Genomic DNA, 20,358 nt, shown 5'->3' with positions numbered 1-20,358 from the left:
CAACACCTCGCGATGGTCCCAGCCGCCGCCCTGATCGCGCAGCGAAACCCCAGCTCACAGCGCCAAACCATGTTTCCGAGCGGGACACGCCACGCGAAGCCCTCACAGGGGCATGACGTGGGCGGATGCAATTTTCGGCAGGCGCGAGGCATCGACCATCAACTGCGGAGCCCCGGCGTGGGGGCGTAGGGCTAAACGTACGACCCTGCCCCGCCTCCATACCGGGGATGGAGGCGGGGCAGGGCATTCTGTCCGTGTAGGCCGGCCGTGGTCAGGCCGACCTGCTTACGGAATCGGCACACGCAGGACGGGGGCACCGTTGTAATAAGCTTCCCAAGCGGTGGCTCCCACGAGACCGAGCGGCTGCCTGATCATTGCGGAAGCCTCTCCGTTCACCCAGGATTCGAGCCGTTCCCGCACGGTCTCTATCGGGAGCCGACCCACCAGTTGGGAGATCACCGTCGTGCCTTCCACCATGCCATACGAGCACTTGAACGGCATGTGCTCGCCGCTGGCTCGCGCGGCGGCCTCGAGGGCCTTGTTGAGGCCGCCGCAGATGCCATCGCTGGCTGCCCGTAGCTGCATCGGAACCTGGGCCGCGCCCGGCAGTTGCTCCCGTAGCAGATACAGCTCCTCATCGTCTTCGAAAACGTAGCAGGCGTTGCTGGGGAGCTGATCCGAGATCGCCTGCACGATCTCGGACATCAACTGCTTGGTGTCGGCGTCGTCGAATATCTCGATGTCGATATTACCGCCGGTATCACCTTCGCCTCCTCCTGCCACCTCGCCCCGTTCGTCGAGGATGTCTTCGATCAGGTCTTCGATATCCGCCCTGTTTGCCTGCGTGTTACCCAGCCAGCTGATGAATACTTCCACCTTGCTACTCTATCTGCTGGCTGAACATCTTCTCAAGGAAGAAGGCGTCGAGCTTGGTGATTGACCTCTTCTGACGATACGGGCGATCCCAGCTGAGCGCCTCGTTTGCATTTCTGAGAGCTGCTCCTTCTTCTCGGTATGCCTCCATGTAGAATTGCTCACCGCCGGACATGGAGTCCTTGGTCATATAGACATCGATGATCTCCGGCGGCTTGTCTCCCAGCTCCGGGAAGTGGTGATCGTGCCCCTTTCTCTGCTTATTGAAGCGTCCATTGAGCACCTGCTGAGGAGTGCCTTTCCCGCTGGCCTTTCCTACGTACACCACCTGGTCCTTGTTGTTGCGGATGATGTAGGTGATGTAGCTGCTCTTCCCGTCTGACCCGCTCGGCACGTTGAGCTTGAGATTTTTGCCCGGAGTGATGCGGAATCTGCTGAACATGCTGGCTTTGCCGCCGGCCGTACCCTTGTCGCTGCCCATGAGCTCATCAAGGTCGTGGCGCGCCCATATGCCATTGAAGAAGAAATCGGTGGCCTTTTTTCCGCAAGAAGAGAAGCCTATTTCCTCGCAGATGGACATGGCGAGGAAGAACTCCTGCTGCGTTCTGAGGCGATCATCCTTCAACGCCTCGGCATATGTTTTGAAGTGGTCGGCGGCGCGAGCCTTCCAGCGCTCCAGGAACTTCGCCTTGACTGCGTCGCCCGGAAGCGCTCCGATGATGATTTCGAAGGCCGAGACATAACTACCGCTGCCACCGCCCGCGTCAACGTCGAGACCGTCCGGATCGGATAGGCCGACGGGATTGTCGGCTGCATAGCCGTACGGGCTCGTCAGCTCTGGACTCTCCGTGTCGAATTTCGGATCCGGAGATATGAACTTCGCCGTGGTGGGGTCGTAGTAGCGCGCGGACAGATAGCTCAGCCCCGTTGTGGCGTCCTCTGTCTTCCCCAGGAAGCCGCGGTCGGTGGTGGGCAGATCATCCACGCCTCGGCGCTGGCCGTAGGGCAGGTAGCGCTCCCTGGCGACCTGGCCGGTGCCGTCGTCGACGGTCAGTTGTATCGAGCCGTGAAGGCCGGAGGCCGCCCATTGGAAACCGTCGGTGGTTCGAATGCCGATGACGGCGCCGTCTGGTGAGCCGTAGTAACGGGTCGCCTTCTTGGTCGAGCCGGCTACGCGTACTTCCATCCCGTCTAGGTAGAGAGTGGTTCCACCGGGCTCACGTCGGATGAGCCGTTCACCATCGGCGTCGTAGACCATGGCGGTGTCCGCGCCGTCAATCGTGGCCTTCTCCAGCTGCCCTATCTGATTCCAGTTGAAGGTCGTCTGCTTGCCGTTCACGGTTCGGCTGGTGAGCTGGCCGGCGTTGTCGTAGGAATAGGTGTCGGTTCTGGACGGCCGTGTGATCGATGTGACCGCGTTGGGACGCACCGCCGAAGACCCCGACGTCGGGTACTGGTAAGTGGCTGTCTCCGTGCCGTCGGTCAGGGACGTGAGGTTGCCGACGGCGTCGTAGGAGTAGGCATGACGGTAGGGGTCGATGCCTTGCCCGTCAGACCCGCCGGCACAGTCGGCTCGTGTAGTGGTGAAGGCCGAGACGAGACGGCTTCGGGCGTCGTAACCGAAGCACTCCGACTGCCCGGGGCTGCTTCCGGCCGCTGATGTGGTGTCGAGAACCCGTGTGATCTCGCCGGCCCGGTTGTAGCTGAAGACGTCGTTCTGGGCGGCAACGGGGTTCGACGTGTCGGCATTCGCCGTCGTGGTGAGCTGACTCAGCCAGCCCGTGCCGGGATCCCAGGCGAAAGTCCGTTTGACCTGGCTGTTGGCTCCGTAGAGGCGCTCGGCGATACGGCCGGTCGAGCTGTAGGAGGTGTCCTTGACATAAACGGTGCCACCGTTCAAGTCTGACGTGAGCCCCTTGGGGTTCCCCAGATCGGAGAAGCTGTATGCGAGGGTTTCCGCCGGGAGACCCCCGGCTGCGGGCAAGGTGCGCGTCACGGGGTTGCCGGCTCTGTCATAGGTGACGGAGTTCTCGTACTCCCCTGCGATTCCCGTCTCGCTCGGGGGAATGGTCACCTTGCTGCCGGTGGGCCGGTAGGAACTGTCGTAGCCGGTGATGGCCTTGGTATAGGAAAGGCTGCCCACCTGGCGGGTGCTGGAAGTGAGCTGGCCCAGCGCGAGAGTGTCGTACACCCACTCGGCCAGCTTCGTGCCCGTGTTGACCTCTCCGGCCCACTGCGTCTTCCTGCGACCCAGATCGTCGTAGGTGTAAGAGGTCTTGCTGTTGTTGCCGTCGATGTTCCACAGAATTCGCCCGGCGGCGTCGTATCCGGTGGAGGTGTTGCCGCTGTCCGAAGCTGAAATGCCGGTGCGTCGGTCCAGCCAGTCGTAGGAGAAGGTGCGGACGTTACCCTTGGCGTCGGTGAGTTTGGTCAGGTTCCCGGCCAGGCTGTACACGTGGGTCGTGTCGTGGTGTGTGGCGGAGTCAAGCCATTCTTCCTTCTTGACCGTGCGTCCTGCGATGTCCAGGACGGTCGCCACCTTGCCACCCACCGATGGCTGCACCTCGACGCGATCCATACCGGGATAGCTGGTGCTGGTACGCCGGAATTCGACCGCGAGGTTCATATCGATGCTGGCGATCGGACGGTTGAGTCCGTCGTAGCGCGTCCTGGTCCACTGCGGCAGGGCTTCGAATGCCGGATTGAGCAGGCCGCTACCGGGCGCGGCACTGTTATATGCCGGCAGCGCCTTGACGGAGGTCAGACCGCGGGCGTCGTACGCGGTGACAGCGACGATGCGGCCGCCGTGGGGTGACGGCGTCTGCACTTCACGGACCCGGCCAAGTCCGTCCTCGTACGCGTGCGACTCGGTGTACTTCGCCGAACTACCCGTTCCAGAGAGCAACTGCCGCATGACAGTCTTGATGGGACCGTTCGGCTGGCTGGTGCTGCCCGCGACGGGGATGTTGTAGGCGACAGTGGCGGTAGGCGTCTCCCCGCTTCTCGGCTCTCCTGTTCCCCACAGCTTGACCGACCGGCCGAGGCCGTCGTACTCGATCTCCGTCAGTTTCTTGTTGGCGTCGAGTACCGAAGTCACCAGCCCGGTGCCGTGCGAATACTTCGTCGTGACCTTGTGCCCGGCGGGGTTCGTCGTGGTGATTCCGTTGATCGGCCATCCGACCGGCGGATCATACGTGGTACTGGTGACCTTGTTGAGGCCATCGGTGGTGGTGAGCGTGCGCCCGTACGCGTCGAAGGTGGCCTTCGTCGCAGAGATGCTTGTGGCGCTGGGGTGCAGGCGGGTTTCCGTGACATTGCCATCGCTGGGCGCGTTGGTCGCCGGATCGGAGCCGCCGTCGTAGAGGAAAACCGATTTGCTGTACAGCGCGCCGGCGACGCAGTCGTCACCCGCTCTACGCTCGACTATGGAAGGGAGCTTGGTGAAGTACTGCCCGCCGGCGACGTTGCGGGCGTATGTCGTGGCGGTGCAGGAGTTGTCAGTGGAGACGCCGTCCTGGCCAAGGTCGTTCACCTTCGCCGGTAACCCGTCGGCGTTATAGGTGATCTTCTTGTCCGTATATCGCCAGCCGCCGCCCGTAACCTGTTCGCGCGATCGTTCACGATTTTGCAGGACGAAGGCGGGATCGAGCACGCCGGGACCAGTGCCGCTGGATCTCACCTCGTACTCATAGCGGCTGGACTCGACCTCGGCGAAAGCGCGTGGGCTCGTGCTGGTCAACTTCCAGGTCTGCTTCTGCAGCAGTTGGCCTTGCAGGGCGCGGGCGTCGGTGACGGTGCCCTCGAAGTGGCTGATGGAAGCGCCGGCGATGCCGCGGTAGAAGGTTTCCGAGGTGACGCTGTAGTCGTTCGGGTCGGAGCCGGCCCCCCGGGTCGTGCGCACCGTCTGGTAGCCGCGCCAGTCGCTGCCGACCGGGGCCAGGTCTGGCTGCGTGTAGGCGACGGGGTCAGTCCAGCGTGGACTGCCCAGATAGTCGTAGCTGCTCACCAAGTCGGGTGAACCGCCGACCAGGTCGCGTTCGACCACCTTCATCGCCAGTTGCTTGAAGAAACGGCCCCAGCTTTCGTAGCCGATCTCCGGATTCTCGTCGTAGAGGACCTTGTAGCAGTCACCGGTGGCGTCAGTCAGATAGGCGGTGCCGTCACGACCCTTGCCGCCGCCACACGGGTCGGCCTGCCCGTACGTCACCTCGATGCGGCCTCCCATGCCGTTGCCGATCCCGGCCACGCGGGGCACCATGCGCCAGGACAGGAAGTCCGCCCAGTCCGACCAGTTGTCGTAGTCCATCCGGCCGGCGACCATGGCCGCCTCAAAGGCGACGGGCGGCAGTGTGGCCGGTGAGCCTCCGACCAGACCGACCTGTTGAATGCTGTCCAGCCACAGCACCGGGTCGTAGGCCGGACCGAAGTCGGTGCGGGTATAGATCCACCGGTGACGGAAGTCCAGGCGGGTGGCCGGCTCCCACTCCCCCGAGCTTGGATTGCGCGACTCGGTCAGCAGAGAGCTCAGCTTGCGGGTGGAGTAGAACGCGATCGCGTCATTGGTGGTGCAGGTGGAGCCGCAGGTCAGGTCGGTCGGCACATCCAAGCCGCCGCGGTCGGAGGTGGTGAACGTCATCCGCGCGGTCGGCGTGCTGCCGGTCGCCTGGGTGTTGTGACCGTAGGTGATCTGCTTGAGGATGCCGCCCCGGTCGTACGGGAGCGCCCGGTAGAGCTCGTAATCGCAGCCAGGCATGCAGAAGTAGTTGGTCTCGCGCTCATAGGTGTAGTCGACGACGTTCTCGTTCGCGTCGACTGTCTGGTCCAGATTCCACCGCCACACGCCCGCGCAGGTCGGTGGAATCATGTCGTTGAAGTACCGGTCCGAGCACGGCTCGCCACGCTGGTTGCCGATGTACTGCAACTGCCACTGGGCGTCCTTGGTAAAGCCGAATCGGTGCATCTGCCCGTCGGAAGAGGTGACCTTCCAATACTCCAGACCGTTCGCGCCGCCGGTCAGTTGCTCGATCCGCCAGCCGAGGTCGGGCACCGTCTTCCAGGATCCGGACGTGCGATCCTTGACGATGGAGGCGGAGCGGCCGGCCAGGTTCAGCACCAGTTCCGACTGCGTGTAGTCCTTGGTAACGTCGGTCGCCATCTCATCCGGCGACTCCCAGCACACCGCCGAACCGTACGGGCCGTTCTCGTCGGCGTACCAGATCAGGTCGGTCGTCTCGGGGTCATACTCGTTCCAGGCCGTGCAACGCCGGTACTTGCGCTCGATGAACCCCGCCGACAAATTCCAGCCGACGCCCACCGATCCCGACTGGTTGTTGGTCCAATGACCCTCGCCGTCCACTGAGGAGGCGTCGTACTGCAGCGACAGGTTCGGCCCCGTGCTCACCGGCGATGGCGCCTCCGGCAGCGGGTAGTCGTAGGAGAAGCCCCCGCCTGAGGTGCCCGCCTGCCAGGTGCCCGACGGCTTCAGGTCGGTGGCGCCGAAGTTGCCGTCCGGTCCGGTCATCCCGGCCGCCATGACGTAGACCGAGCCGGCGGCGAACGCCTGCGCGGCTCGCGCGTCCGACGCGCCGCCCTTGCCGTCGGCGCTCTTCGGCAACGCCAGAGCGGCTGCCTTGCCCGTCCCGGGATCGGCGTCTATTTCGGCGGTCAGGGTGCCGGCCTTCACGTCGTTGTGCGCCTTCACCGGTTGCGGCCGGACGACGCAGTCCCGTGATCGAGGGTTGGCCAACGCGCATGTCGGCAGTCGCAACACCTGCAACCGACTGGCGAAGTTTCCGCCGTGCGCATCACGGAAACCCTCGTAGGAGAATTCCGCGCGTACCTTTGCGGGCGTGTCGCTGGTAAACCGGGCGGCGATGCCGACCCCGCCGAGCCGGGCCACCGTCTCGGCGGGCAGCGTCTCCACATTGACCTTGCCGACCTCGGGAGCGCCTTTGACCGACGCGACCTTGACCGGCAAATCACCCACCGGTACCGCTCGGTGGTTCGAGGGGGGATCGACCGCTGCCGACCCCGGCTCTGGCCACACTGGATCCCGACGCTCAACCGTCGGCTGCTTTTCCTCTGCCCCCTTGTCCACCTTGGCCCTGGGGACCTGGCGGCCTTCCACCGACGTCTCGGGATCTGGGACCGACGCCGCAGCCGCAGCCGGGCCGCCGAGGTTCTCCGGCATTCCCAGGCCGGAGATCAACATGGTCATCACAGCCCCGGTGACCAGCACCCTTAATCGTTGTCGTCGACGCCTTACCCACATGTCGTCTCCTTTGAGGCATGCTGACGCAGGCCCTGTGACGGGCCTATTCGCGTCGTAAGGATGAGATAAAGACGATCGGCTAGATCTTGATCGACGATCAAGGTGCGGTCAATATCGCGATTTCATGGCAATAGTCACCAAGAGTATCGGTCCAGCCTCCACTTTCAGGTGGACCGCATGTCAAGTTGATTGTAGAAATGCTCCTTACCAGTTACATCGTTGGATGTGATATGAGTCACACCGCTCAGCTCTGGCCAATGGAACAGTGTCATGCCTGCCGACAATGTTCGTATGCGAACGAGATCCTGAAGGTCGCGTCGGCTTTCTTCACGGCCGAACTCGACCGGCCACACACGCACTCGTGACCTTCATCGACCAGCACGCAAAGGTGTGCGGTGTCGAGCCGATCTGCGGTGTCCTGACCGAACACGACTACCTCATCGCTGTCAGCACCTACTAGTCGCTGGTCGAAGGTGGAGGCCAAGTCCGCCCCAAACTATTGCCCGACCCGGTAGAGCGACAGATAGGTCCGTTCCGGCACCAGTGGCAATACCCCGGGCAGCTCAAAGTCGATCTGCGGCAGCAACACCGTGCCGGGTCGGGAAGTGCACCGGGTCCTTCCTGAAGAACTGCTTGCCCTTCTGCTAGGCCGTGCCCGCCGCCGTCGAGACCCGCCCTGCGCCTGCAGTAGGTGCCCCACGCAGCCCCGCACCCGTGACCGCCGACGCGCCCCCGAGGATCCTGGCCCGGAGCAGCCCCATCGCTGCACCGCTCCCGGCCCGCACGCCCGCCGCCAGACCACCCAGCGCCAGCATCCCCACCTGACGACCACCCGGGATCCTGCCGATCCCGTCCGGGACGACCTGGCCCAGGCTAGCCTTGCTTGGTGGTACTTGTGCAGCGAGTCGGCGAACACCACCACCGCCGTCCCAGCCAAGATCGCCCTCGCCACCCCGCCAGTCCCGATGACCAACGCCGCGATGCCCACCACCAGAGCCACGTTGCGCGCCAGGTTCACGAAGTCATCCCACGACCGGAACGGAGTCAAAACCATCTCCCACGCTTTCTCCAGCCACGACTTGTTCTAGATACCGCTGCCTTCCAAACTGCCCGCGTAGGTCCTCAGCGCGCTTCTTGCACCGCGATAGGCCTTGCCCAGTTTCGCCAGTTCGCCGGGCAGCGTCTGCAGCGCCTCGGCATACTTGACTGCAGAGTTACCGTGCATGTTCAACGCCGAACTCTTCCCGACACCGCTCAACCGGGCTGTATTGTCCTCGGCCAGCTTCGCCTGCTCCAGCAGGCGCGTCGCCAGCGCCCGCACCTGCGCCGGATCCCCGGAGTGGGATCGCCCGCCAGCCCGAGAAGTCTCCCAACCACCCGGCGCGTGATCACCCGCTTCGCCCACCCATCATGAGGTTTCGCAGGGTGTACGCAACCGGCCAAGCGCGGAGTTCAACAACCAGGCGCTACCGGTATCGACCTGGATTGACCACGTAACCTTGCCCTGACTGCCAAATGCGCTGACGTGTGGCTGCTCGGAAGTTGCTCGTACGCATTCGATCTGCCGTGATATTCGGGCCTCTCATGCCGCAGGTGTAACCCCGTCAGCACTGACCCGCCGCACGCGACACAGGGACAAATAGCGCATCACGCCGATGGTCAAGAACGCATGGTTGCTCGGTGGTTGCTCGCGTGTGCACGGTACGGGCCGGCACGCGTTGACAGCAGCCGACACAGCGGTGAAGAAAATCACGGAAAGAGCAATACAAAACAACACATTGCGGCAGCGGACGACACTAACCGAGGATTCTCATAATCCGCGGGTCGAAGACGAAGATCGTCTAGCTATCACTGGTAGTGCCGTCGAGCGGGCCCTCGCGCTCTTATCTGCTCCACGACTCTGGCGCGGCGGCCGCAAGAACGGGCTTTATGGTCCAAGCCCCCTGTGGGCGTCCGATACATCAACCGTGCCGGACGCCCAGCTGCCACGCCCCGTCGCTTGCCGAGGTGTGGCAACCCATTTTTGATACTGCCACCGAACTCTTCAGGTCCCGGACCTCAGCTGGACGTCATCCGTCACGACCACGGCCGTTTTCCCTTCCCGCAGTTCGTTACGGTGCCCGTTTGCTTGGTCCCCCGCAGGGGGCACTCGATCTTGATCAGCGGTTCCGGTCGGCTTTCCGTCGAACCCCATTACCCTGACACTCTTGCGCGACAGAGTAAAAAGCGCAGGTCTCCTCGACGACAACTTTGTGAGCGCGCTTGAAGTTCTAGACGCAGAAGAACTTGAGATGATCGAAGGGCTTGCAGAAAATGATGGCCCTAGCCTAAAAGAGGTCCTGGAACAAAAAGCTAAAAGCGGCATGCAGAGAGCCGGAGTTAGGACTTCATCCTAGGGGGAATGCAACTCAAGCCACCGCGCCCAGAACGGCTTGATCGGCTGTGGCCTCTGGTTTTCGATGAAGCGATCGAAGCTCTACGGAGGGCTGGATCGGCTTAAACCTTGCGCTCCGCAATTACTGATCGAGCGATAGGGGTTCGGGGCTCCTCTGCCCCTAACCCCTTGACGCGTTAATTATTCAAAAGTCTGGGTGATAACTTTCCACGACGCCATCGCCGCCCAGGACCCGGTCGCCGGCTTCTCCGGCGCGCCCTTCGCCCGCATGATCGCCGACAGTCCCACCCTTACCACCTGCCTGCGGGGCCTGCACGACCAGCGCGAACACCGCCTCGCCCAAGCCCACGCCGTCGCCACCGGCACTGCCCCCGACGACATCACCGTCCAGACCACCGCCGGGCTCCTCGGTGCCGTCCACCGCATGCTGTTCCGACGCATCCAAGACCTCACCCTGACCGGACACTCCAACGACCAGATCGCCCGCACCATCGCCGCCGAAGCCGCCCAGGCATTCGACCTGCTAGAACCCGCCCTCGCCGACTACGCCACCTGAACACGCCGCGTCCTGCGGGCTGAGCCTGGCCACCACTGGGATCCACCGGATCGTGCCCTCCCCCGAGATGGTGAATGATCGTTCTAGATTTTCAGTCCAGGGTGACGGCTTCCGGTCTCGGGTCGCGTGCGCGACTGCTCGGCAGGGCCCCGGCATCGCAAAACGAACTCAAGGGAGGTTTCGCAAGCGTCAGTGACGCGGGCGCAGACCGTTGAGAGCGGTCTCGACGATGTTGTCGACATACTCGGCGGTGAGTGCTCCGTTGCGCTGGAGCCATCGGTTGAGCAGTGGTCCCCAGAGCATGTCGACGGCCACGTCGAGGTCGAGGTCCTCGGCCAGTTGCCCGGCCCGCTGGGCGCTGCGCAGTCGTTGTTTCTTCAGCTCTCTCATCGGGCCGTCCAGTCGTTCCGCGTAGAGAGCGGCGAGCGCCGGATCATGGGTGATCTCGGTGTTCAGGGCGCGCATCGGCTCGTCATAGCGCGGATCGTTGAGTTCGTCGATCGTGGCCCGCAGGACCGCCTTCAGGTCGGCCTCCAGATCACCCGTGTCGGGCAGGGCGCTCTCTCCGCTGTCTGGTTGCTCGCTGAGCATGAGGAAGGCATCGAAGAGGACCGCCCCCTTGGAGGGCCACCAGCGGTAGATCGTCTGCTTGCCGACACCGGCCCGGGCCGCGATGCCCTCGATGCTCAACTTCGCGTATCCCACCTCCTGCACCAGCTCGAATGCCGCGGCGAGGATGGCCCGCCGGGAGGTCTCGTTGCGGCGGGTCGTGCCGGAGAGGGACTTGCGCTGTGTCGTCATGCCGTAAACCTAACAAACAACGAGACGAGACGGTCCGTCTTTACATGGCGATGAGAATCCGGTACTGTCACGACTTGTCGAGACGAGACGGATCGTCTCGGTTAGGTACGCAACCGATCGGAGCTCCGCACATGCGCACCCCGGATACCACCCCTACCCGCACCTGGTTCATCACCGGAGCCAGCCGCGGCCTGGGCCGCGCGTTCGCTCTCGCCGCACTGGAGCGCGGCGATCACGTCGCCGCCGCCGCCCGGACCATCAGGCGACAGGACTTCGACGACCGGTACGGAGATCGACTCCTCGCCCTTCCCCTGGACGTGACCGACCGCGACGCGGTGTTCGCCGCCACCAACACCGCCGTCGAGCACTTCGGCCGGCTCGACATCGTGGTGAACAACGCCGGCACCATGTCCTCGGGCATGGTCGAGGAGTTCACAGAAGCCGAGGCGCGCGCCCAGCTGGAGGTCAATCTCTTCGGAGCGATGTGGGTCTGCCAGGCCGTCCTGCCGCACCTGCGCGCCCAGGCCTCCGGTCACATCGTGCAGGTCTCCAGCATCGCCGCCCTGGGCGGCTTCCCGAGCACCGGCATGTACAGCGCGAGCAAGTTCGCACTGGAGGGCATGAGCGAGGCACTGGCGATGGAGGCCGCGACGTTCGGCGTCAAGCTCAGCATCGTCCAACCCGGCGGCTACTGGACAGACCTGTACACCAGCATGACGTCCACCTCGCCCTCGACCGAGTACGACCCGTTGCGCACCGAACTGGAAAAGCAGTGGGCCGAAGGATCGATCGACAGTGAACCACGCCTGGCCGCCGAGGCGCTGCTGAAACTGGTCGACAGCGAAGACCCGCCGTTGCGGCTGCTGCTCGGCAGCATGGTCTACGACCTGGCCTTCGACATCTCTCGCCGGCGGATGGAGACCTGGGCCGCCTGGGAGCAGGTCAGCCGCGCCGCCGAACACGCCGTACCCGCCCCCGAAACCGCCGGTTGACCGGCAGACCGGCGTCAGCACCGGCCTTTCCGCCACCAGAACCGCCGGCTCCAGCAGCTCCGGCCGTACCGACATCAGAAGGACGCTTATATGCGTATCGGTCATCCCTCATCCGACACCCAGCTCGTCCTGTCCGGCGTCACCAAGCGGTATGACGACAAGATCGTGCTCAACGAGGTCTCGCTCACGGTCAAGCCCGGCGAAAAGGTCGGCGTGATCGGCGACAACGGCTCCGGAAAGTCGACCCTGCTGCGCCTGCTCGCCGGACGAAGCCAGCCCGACAACGGCTCTGTCACCGTCGCGGCGCCCGGTGGCGTCGGTTATCTGGCCCAGACCTTGGATCTGCCCGCAACCGCCCTCGTCGGCGACGCCATCGATCTCGCGCTGGCCGACCTGCGCGACCTGGAGCGCCGGATCCGGCAGTTCGAGCTCGGTCTCGGTGATGCCACGCCCGCCGAGCTGGCCCTCTACGGGGACCTGGTCGCCCGGTTCGAGGCCCGCGAGGGATACCGGGCCGACACTCGGGTCGAGATCATGCTGAACGCACTCGGCCTGCCCGGGCTGGACCGCAACCGCCCGCTGGGTCTTCTGTCGGGCGGGCAGAGGTCCCGGCTCGCGCTGGCCGCGATCCTGGCCGCGGCTCCGGAGGTGCTGCTTCTCGACGAACCCACCAATGACCTTGACGACCAGGCCGTCGCCTGGCTGGAGGACCACCTGCGACATCACCGGGGTACCTTGATCGCGGTCACTCACGACCGCCTTTTCCTGGAGCGGGTCACCTCCACCATCGTGGAGGTAGACGATGATCTGCGTACTGTGCACCGTTACGGCAACGGCTACCCCGGATTCCTGCGGGCCAAGGCGGCAGCCAGGGCGCGCTGGGCGCGAGAGCACCAGGAGTGGCGCGTCGAGGTGACCCGCCAGGAGGGGCTAGCCGATTCCCACGCGAAACGGCTGGCTGTCATCCCGCGCAAGGCACCGGCCGCCTTCAGCGGGGCGGGTGCCTTCCGCGCCAGATCGCGGGCGCACGGGGCGATGAGCAAGATCCGCGGAGCTCGTGAACGGCTGCGACGACTCCATCTGGACCGGGTTCCGCCGCCTCCGCCGCCTCTGCGGTTCACCGCACACGTCACCGCCGCCGACATCGGCACCGGCACCGACATCGGCACCGGCACCGGCACCGCCGGACCTCTCGTGGAACTGACGGATGTGCGCATCGGCGAGCGCCTGTACGTCGAGTCGCTGCGCATCCAACCGGGAGCACGGCTGCTGGTCACCGGCCCCAACGGAGCGGGCAAGACCACACTCCTGCGCGTCATGGCCGGCGAACTCGCCCCCGACGCCGGCACGGTCCGCCGGGTGCCCCGGGTGGGTCATCTGCGTCAGCAGGACGACATGGTGTACGGCGGAGGCACCCTCCTGGAGGCGTTCGCGGCGGGGCGACCGGGAGATCCGGCCGAACACGCCGATGCGCTGCTCGCGCTCGGACTGTTCCGCGCCCCCCAGCTCGCCTCGCCGGTCAAGGCTCTCTCTCCCGGCCTGCGCCGCAGGCTCGAACTCGCCCGCATGCTCAGCGAACCGGCCGATCTGCTGCTCCTGGACGAACCCACCAACCATCTGTCCCCGGCCCTGATGGACGACCTGGAAGATGCTCTGACCGATTATGAGGGTGCGCTCGTCATCGTCACCCACGACCGGCGCATGCGGGCCGCCTTCACCGGCTCCCACCTGGAGCTCAAGGCGGGCAGAGTGACGCTACCCCACGTGACTGTGTGACCACGACGAGCCCGCTCGTTGTGGTCAGCACATCCTGGCTGGCCGCAGCAACAACCCACACGCCATCAACTCGATGGGCCCTGCGAACGATGGGAAGGCCATCGCCATGAAGCATCACGATCCCGCCCCGGCCACGCCGCCGCCAGGCCGGTATCAGGAGGTGGGCGGACATGGACACGACGAAAACCTACGAAAGGAGCGGCCGATGACGGACGCCGATGTGATCATTGTGGGTGCCGGCCCGGCCGGTCTGATGCTGGCCACCGAACTGCGTCTGGCCGGTGTGCGGCCGCTGGTGCTGGAGCGGCGGCCGCAGCGCCGAGACACCCCCAAGGCCGGTGGTCTCGGCGGGCAGATCCTGGAGCTGCTGCGCTACCGGGGCTTGCTGGAACGCTTCGAAGCAGCCTGCACCGACCCTGTCCCGGCTCCCCGCTTCCCGTTCGGCGGGGTGCATCTGGACTTCACCCGGCTGGCAGACCCCCCACTGCACGCACTGCCTCTCCCGCAACAACTGCTTGAGCGACTGCTCGACGAACGCGCCGGCGAACTCGATGTCGGCCTCCGCCGCGGACACGAGGTAGTCGAGGTGAGTCAGGACGCTGCCGCGGTGACCGTGGACGTGCGTGGCCCGGACGGGCCATACCGGGTGACCGCTCGGTACCTCGTGGGTTGCGACGGCGCGCGCAGCCCGGTCCGTGACTGGGCCGGTATTCCGTTCCCCGGCACCAACTATCCGGAGGTCAACCGGCTGGCCCAGGTCACGCTGCCCGACGAGGTGACCGTGCTCGGCAACGGCGATCTCGAGGTCCCCGGCTTCGGCACGATCCGCGCGGGTTTCACCCGGACCGACCACGGTCTCCTCGGAGTCGCCGCGTCGCCCGCCTCCAAGGTCGTCTCGCTCTACACCATCGAAGACGAGAGCACCGAATACGACGACGACATACCGATGACTCTGTCCGAACTCCAGGACAGCCTCCGCCGCGTGCTCGGCGTGCATCTGCCCTTGGGAGAAGCGATTCGGCTGTCGCGGTTCACCTTCAAGGCTCGGCAGGCCGAACGCTACCGTGACGGGCGGATCCTGCTGGCCGGTGATGCGGCGCATCTGTTTCCCGCCACCGGTGTGGCACTCAATGCCGGCATGCTGGATGCGGTCAACCTGGCCTGGAAGCTGGCCGCCGACATCCACGGCTGGGCCCCGGCCGGCTTGCTGGACACCTACCACAGCGAACGCCACCTCGCCGGCGCCCGCACCATGCTGCACACCCGAGCTCAGGTCGCCTTGCGGCGAGGGCACGATGCGGCCGCCGAAGCGCTGCGGGACGTCTTCCAGGAACTGCTCGCCGACGAGCAACCGCTGCGCCGCATGGGAGCCCTCGTCGCCGGCACCGACATTCGCTACCCGATGCCCGGCTCTGACCAGCACGTGCTGGCCGGCACCTTCGCCCCCGACCTCATCCTGCACACCGACCAGGGCATGACCAGCGTCGCGGAGCTCATGCAGACCGCTCGGCCCATCTTCCTCGACCTCGCCGATCGCCCGGACCTCTGCGAGACCGCGCGTGGCTGGCATTCTCGTGTCGAGGTCCATACCGCCAAGACCGATCAGCGACCGGCCGACGCCCTGCTGATCCGCCCGGACGCCCATATCGCCTGGGCCGCAACCATCGACGAACCCACCGACAGCGCAGCGCCCGCGCTGCGACAAGCACTCTCCGACTGGTTCGGCACACCCTGAAGCACCGAGCAGATCACCACGCTGATGTGCGCGACTGAATGACAGGCGGCCTGGCCGAGGCCGGCTCTCGATCATCCCTATCCGGGCCAGGCGGCGCATGCCCGCCCTCGTCCCAACGGTCAGACGCCGGCAGCCGAGCCGTCAACGTTTCCGCCGGGGTTGGCTTTGGCCCTGTCTGCCGAAGGACGGGTCGCCCGCGGGCGCGATCCTCTCGGGCGGCCCCGGCCCAAGCCATCGAGATACCTCGGGCACTAGCAGGACCGCATTTTCACAATCCGCCCGTTCAATGTGGATCTCGTAACAGATGCAGAGGAGCACACGGCCATGTCCGTCACCCTGACCGACCAGGGCAAGGCCACCCTGCGCACCGCCGCGTACGGCGCCGTCACGCTGATGTCCGCCGCCGGTGCGGCCGGCAAGCCCCACAAGGTCGCCACCGACGGCTCCACCGCTCTGGCTTCGGCGACCGGCCTGGTCGGGCACGTGCTCGCCGCAAAGAGCAAGGACATCAACCTGTACGGCAAGTCGGTGGCCGAACTGGCCGACCACGTGCCGCCGGCCCTCACAGCAGCCATGAGCCTGCTGAACAAGCAGGATCCGGCAGAAGCCGACAACTTCCGCAGCACGGTCATCGTCGAAATCGAAGCCGCCCGGACCCACCAGGACGAGCCCAGCCCCACCATGGCTGAGATGGCCCGCAAGGTCACCGGAGCCCTCGACGCTGGTTGATGGGAAGTCAACCTGCGCAACTAAGCTGGTTACGAACCAAAGGGGTATACATGTCAGTCTCGCAACGGCGCGGGTCTCTTGCCGCAGTCGCGCTCGCGACCGTGCTCGTGGTGGCCGGTGCTCCCGCCGCATCCGCCACGGCGAAGCCGACGATCGAAGTGTCCGGCGGGCTCACCCAGCCCGTCTTCTCCTACGCCGACGCCATCCGTGAGCACGTCCAGGTGGAGTCGCCGGTCGACAGCGACGGCGATGGCAAGAAGGACCTGGTCCGGGTGGACATCATCCGGCCGAAGGAGTCCGGTTCCGGGCTCAAAGTTCCGGTGATCATGCACCAGAGCCCGTATTTCGACAGACCGGGTGTCGGTTTCGGGCTGGATCACAAGGAGTATGACCCGGATGGGAACCTGACGAAGTTTCCGCTGTTCTACGACAACTACTTCGTGCCGCGCGGGTACGCGTTCGTGTCCGTCGACATGATCGGCACCAGGTTATCGGACGGCTGCCCGACCAGCGGCGGCCCGTCCGACGTGCTGGGCGGCAAGGCGGTCGTCGACTGGCTGAACGGCCGGGCGAGCGCCTACGACGACCAGGGCGCCGCGGTGAAAGCATCCTGGACCACCGGTCGTACCGGGATGATCGGCCATTCATACGAAGGTTCCCTCGCCATCGGCGTCGCCGGCACCGGCGTGCAAGGGCTGGAGACGATCGTGCCGCTCGCGGGGCCCAGCAACTGGTACGGCATGTGGCGCGCGAACGGCACCCTCACGGACTTCAAAGGCGGGCAGGAATGGCTGGCCGGGCTGGTCGACCTCGACCCGCAGGAGAAATGCGCCGCTGCGCGCCAGCGCATGAGCGAGGGCTCGGACGACGCCACCGGCAATTACAACAGCTACTGGCACGAGCTCGACTACCGGACCGGACCGATCTCGAAGGTGCGCAACGTGCGCGCCAGTGTCTTCTCGGTGATGGGGATGCAGGACCGCAACGTGATGGCCGACCAGTTCTCCACATGGTGGGCCGGGCTGCCCCGCGGGGTGGAGCGCAAGGTGTGGGTGACGCAGTACGGGCACCTCGACCCGTTCTGGGCCCGCCGCGAGGTGTGGGTCGACACCCTGCACCGGTGGTTCGACCACGAACTGATGGGCGTTCCCAACGACATCATGCGCCGGCCGCGCGCCGACGTACAGCTCGGCCCGGACCGCTGGATCACCCAGGCCGACTGGCCGGCACCCACGGCGCGGACGGTGACCCTGCGTCCGCAGCAGGACGGCTCCCTGGGGCGGACGCCCTCGACCGGAACGGGCGGCTACCTCGACACCAGGCAGACCGAGATCGCCATGGCCGCCGACCCCGCCACTACCAACCCGAACCGGCTGGCCTTCCTGACCTCGCCGCTGAAGAACGCGGTGCGGCTGTCCGGGACGCCGTCGGTGAGCCTGAAGGTCACGCTGGACCAGCCGACCGCCAACCTGGGCGTCCTGCTCGTCGACTACGGCACCGACACCCGCATCCACGGCGTCGACCCCGGCAAGGGGCAAGGCCTCAAGCTCATCGACGGCCAAGACTGCGTCGGCGAGAGCACCGCCGATGACGACGGCTGCTACCAGAGGGCCGCCGACAACACGGTCACCTCCGCCTTCCAGGTGGTCGCCCGGGGAATCATGGACGCGCAGAACCGCACGTCACTGAGCCACCCGACACCGCTGACGCCGGGCAAGGCGTACCAGATCACCTGGAAGATGCTGCCGCAGGACTACGAGTTCAAGGCCGGGCACCAGCTCGGCCTGGTGCTGACCGGAACCAACGCCGACCTCGGCGAACCCGCCCTCGGCGACGCCGAAACCGGCACCGGGACCAAGGTCACCGTCGACCTGGCCGGCACCGCGATCTCACTGCCACTGGCCGCTGGTAAGTAGTCCGTTCGGTCTTCGTGTACGGTCGCGGCCGGCGTGGTCGCGACCGCACACATGACATCTCGGACGTCATCTCCCGGCACCCGGCCGATACAAGCCGAACACGAAATGCCGCTGAAAGGCGAAGAACACGATCGCGGAGGGCATCGCGCCAGGATCGATCCGGCCGCCACCACACCCACGAGTGCCTGGTTATCGTCGTTCTGAACCCCCATCCCACGAGGAGTGAGTCATGACCCGAGCGACCGACCCGCAGGCCGGCGGACTTCGCCGCGGCGAGACCTTCGTCGATGTCGCAGACGGCTACCGGCTCTGGGTGGAGATGACCGGCGATCCGGAGCGTCCCGCCCTGCTGCTGGTGATGGGTGCCAACGCGAGCGGACAATGCTGGCCCGACGAGTTGGTCGAACTGCTGTCCCGGGACCACTTTGTCGTCCGCTACGACCACCGCGACACCGGACGCTCCACCCACGCCTTCCACGAGCGCCCCTACCCGATCCGGGCGCTGGCCGACGACGCGATCGCGGTCCTCGACGCGCTGCGGATCGCACGCGCCCACGTGGTCGGGATGTCATTGGGCGGCACCCTGGTCCAACTGCTCCTCCTCGACCACGCGGACCGGCTGCTCAGCGCCACGATCTTTGGCTCCGCGCTGATCGCCGGAGCGGCCCCCGACCCTGGCATCTCCGACGATGACCTGCCCGGGCCCGACCCCCGACTGCTCGCACTGTGGGCGGAGCTCGGACAAGAGCGCGACCCGGAGGCGGAGCTGCGGTGGCGCGTCGAGCACTGGCGGGTCCTCAACGGTGCCATCCTGCCCTTCGACGCCGAGGAGTTCGCCGACCTCGAACGCCGGATCGCCACCCATAGCGGCACCTGGCACAGTCCCGCCGCCCACGCCCTGGCCGACCAATCGGGCATGGAGCGCGGGGCCGAGCTCGCGAACGTCTCGGTGCCCACCCTGGTGATCGACGCGCCGGAGGATCCCATCACCCCGCCGCCGCACGCCGACCGTCTAGCGCGCGCCATCCCCACCGCCACTCGCGTCACAGTGCCCGGTCTCGGCCACGCACTGCCCCTCGCGGTCGTACCACCCCTCGCAACAGCGATCACCACCCACACCGGCCAGCGGCCCTGACACAGGACAACCGTCCAAGGTAACAGCACCAGGCCCACCAGGCCCCGGCCCGGCCAGGCAGGCCGCGACCGCCCGCCCCAGTTCCCACCCGGCTGTCACCCCGGCGAGCGACCCTGCCCCTGGCTAGGCCCTGCAGCGCCACACCGAGGCGCTCACCGATGTGCGCGATGGCGCGGTGGTCCGCATCCGCGACGCCGAGCACGCCGCCCGCGCCGGATGCCATCGCGGGCACCTCACCCGCGTACGCAACAGCTCAGCACTCCACTCCAGCGCGCCCTCACAGCCGCAGCCGAGGGGGTGGCCGTCCGGGAGGGCGATGGTTGTTGTAGTCCCACTTCTTCGCCACGAGTTTGCGGTGCCAGGCCAGCAACGTGGCCGGGGTCATCGGGGAAGATCCTCCGCCATTGGCGGTGGGGTATCAGGTGCGAGAGCGCCGCCAACCACAGGCGGTCGGCCGGCTAGTAACGCACCCGCTGGACCTGACGGCGCTGGACCGTGTTCTGATGCCCGAAGCACCAGCAGTTCCGCCTCTCTGGAGACGCTCCTTCGTAGCAGCGGCGCGGGCAATGACAACAGAGGCCGGTTGACGGCGTACACCGTGGACAAGATCACGAAACGTGATCCCAGGTAGCCTGGACCAGCCATTCGGGCACCCCCGGGCCCTTCCACCCACCGGACGAAAGGGCTTGCGCTGGAAGCGATTCGAGTTCTTGAGCCCCACAGGGCCCGCGTTCGCGGAATCCGGGGTAGACACCAAGACCCCGCATTCGCGCTAGACGACCTTGGGCTTGTCGACCAAGGTGCCGGCATCGTGGTAGAACAGCCGGTTCTCGACGATCTTGCCGTTCTTGACGGTGAATTGCTCGATGAACTGGGTCAGTCCTCCGGTCGCGACGTCCGTGATGCCGACGCACGCCGCGACGCGGTCGCCGTCGGCGATGGTGTAGTGCACCGTGATCGAGGAGATGTCGAGGTAGTTCGGCAAGACCTGGGCGAGGGCGAGGAATTCGTCCTTGCCGTGGTAGGCCTTCCCGAAGGGCAGGAACAGCGGTTCGATGACCGTGATGTCGTCGGACAGGTGGGAGAGGACTCCCTCGATGTCGCCTTTGTTCGCCGCTGCGAACATGGCTTCGACGATCGTGCGGTTCTGCTCGGTCAGTGATGCGGCTGCGGGCATGG

At 65.8% G+C, this 20,358-nt stretch carries 13 protein-coding genes and 1 pseudogene; 9 read left to right on the top strand and 5 right to left on the bottom strand.

The features are described from left to right. Positions 1–285: 285 nt before the first annotated feature. Positions 286–876, bottom strand: coding sequence for a hypothetical protein (locus ACFPZ3_RS25345; RefSeq protein WP_379516706.1), 591 nt, complete (start codon positions 874–876; stop codon positions 286–288). Between the two features lie 4 nt (positions 877–880). Then, positions 881–7,090, bottom strand: coding sequence for an RHS repeat-associated core domain-containing protein (locus ACFPZ3_RS25340; protein ID WP_379516705.1), 6,210 nt, complete (start codon positions 7,088–7,090; stop codon positions 881–883). Positions 7,091–7,437: 347 nt separating this feature from the next. Between ACFPZ3_RS25340 and ACFPZ3_RS25335 the strand changes: the two are divergent. Beyond that, positions 7,438–7,565 (top strand): annotated as a pseudogene (locus tag ACFPZ3_RS25335) (IS3 family transposase); the annotation flags it as partial. A gap of 663 nt (positions 7,566–8,228) precedes the next feature. On the opposite strand, the gene ACFPZ3_RS25330 reads toward ACFPZ3_RS25335, so the two are convergent. Then, a complete protein-coding gene (locus ACFPZ3_RS25330) occupies positions 8,229–8,465 on the bottom strand; it encodes a hypothetical protein (protein WP_379516704.1) in 237 nt (78 codons plus the stop codon). Positions 8,466–9,351: 886 nt separating this feature from the next. On the opposite strand from ACFPZ3_RS25330, the gene ACFPZ3_RS25325 reads away from it, so the two are divergent. Both ACFPZ3_RS25325 and ACFPZ3_RS25320 read left to right on the top strand, forming a co-directional pair. Then, positions 9,352–9,540, top strand: a complete 189-nt coding sequence (locus ACFPZ3_RS25325; protein WP_379516703.1) for a hypothetical protein — start codon at positions 9,352–9,354, stop codon at positions 9,538–9,540. A gap of 195 nt (positions 9,541–9,735) precedes the next feature. Continuing rightward, positions 9,736–10,095, top strand: coding sequence for a hypothetical protein (locus ACFPZ3_RS25320; RefSeq protein ID WP_379516702.1), 360 nt, complete (start codon positions 9,736–9,738; stop codon positions 10,093–10,095). Positions 10,096–10,284: 189 nt separating this feature from the next. Here ACFPZ3_RS25320 and ACFPZ3_RS25315 read toward each other — a convergent pair whose 3' ends face one another. Then, the gene (locus ACFPZ3_RS25315; RefSeq protein ID WP_379516701.1) at positions 10,285–10,896 is read right to left on the bottom strand and encodes a TetR/AcrR family transcriptional regulator; all 612 of its coding nucleotides are present in this window, start codon (positions 10,894–10,896) and stop codon (positions 10,285–10,287) included. Between the two features lie 131 nt (positions 10,897–11,027). Here ACFPZ3_RS25315 and ACFPZ3_RS25310 point away from each other — a divergent pair, with 131 nt between their 5' ends. From ACFPZ3_RS25310 to ACFPZ3_RS25285, 6 genes are all read left to right on the top strand, one after another. Continuing rightward, a complete protein-coding gene (locus ACFPZ3_RS25310; protein WP_379516700.1) occupies positions 11,028–11,888 on the top strand; it encodes an SDR family oxidoreductase in 861 nt (286 codons plus the stop codon). A 90-nt stretch (positions 11,889–11,978) separates the two neighbouring features. Continuing rightward, positions 11,979–13,664: a ribosomal protection-like ABC-F family protein gene (gene abc-f, locus ACFPZ3_RS25305; protein WP_379516699.1), complete on the top strand. Its 1,686-nt coding sequence runs from the start codon at positions 11,979–11,981 to the stop codon at positions 13,662–13,664. 205 nt (positions 13,665–13,869) lie between these two features. Further along, positions 13,870–15,399, top strand: a complete 1,530-nt coding sequence (locus tag ACFPZ3_RS25300; protein WP_379516698.1) for an FAD-dependent monooxygenase — start codon at positions 13,870–13,872, stop codon at positions 15,397–15,399. A 324-nt stretch (positions 15,400–15,723) separates the two neighbouring features. Then, positions 15,724–16,128 (top strand): hypothetical protein, encoded by a 405-nt coding sequence (locus ACFPZ3_RS25295; RefSeq protein WP_379516697.1) that lies wholly within the window; start codon positions 15,724–15,726, stop codon positions 16,126–16,128. 50 nt (positions 16,129–16,178) lie between these two features. Next, entirely contained in the window at positions 16,179–18,044 is a 1,866-nt protein-coding gene (locus ACFPZ3_RS25290; RefSeq protein ID WP_379516696.1) for a CocE/NonD family hydrolase, read from the top strand. Between the two features lie 229 nt (positions 18,045–18,273). Then, a complete protein-coding gene (locus ACFPZ3_RS25285) occupies positions 18,274–19,179 on the top strand; it encodes an alpha/beta fold hydrolase (protein ID WP_379516695.1) in 906 nt (301 codons plus the stop codon). Positions 19,180–19,951: 772 nt separating this feature from the next. Here ACFPZ3_RS25285 and ACFPZ3_RS25280 read toward each other — a convergent pair. After that, entirely contained in the window at positions 19,952–20,356 is a 405-nt protein-coding gene (locus ACFPZ3_RS25280) for a nuclear transport factor 2 family protein (protein WP_379516694.1), read from the bottom strand. Between the last annotated feature and the right edge of the window lie 2 nt (positions 20,357–20,358).

The organism is Nonomuraea insulae (genome assembly GCF_042656245.1).
Note: the sequence above shows the minus strand (reverse complement) of the source record. Positions and strands in the feature narration are given on the sequence as shown.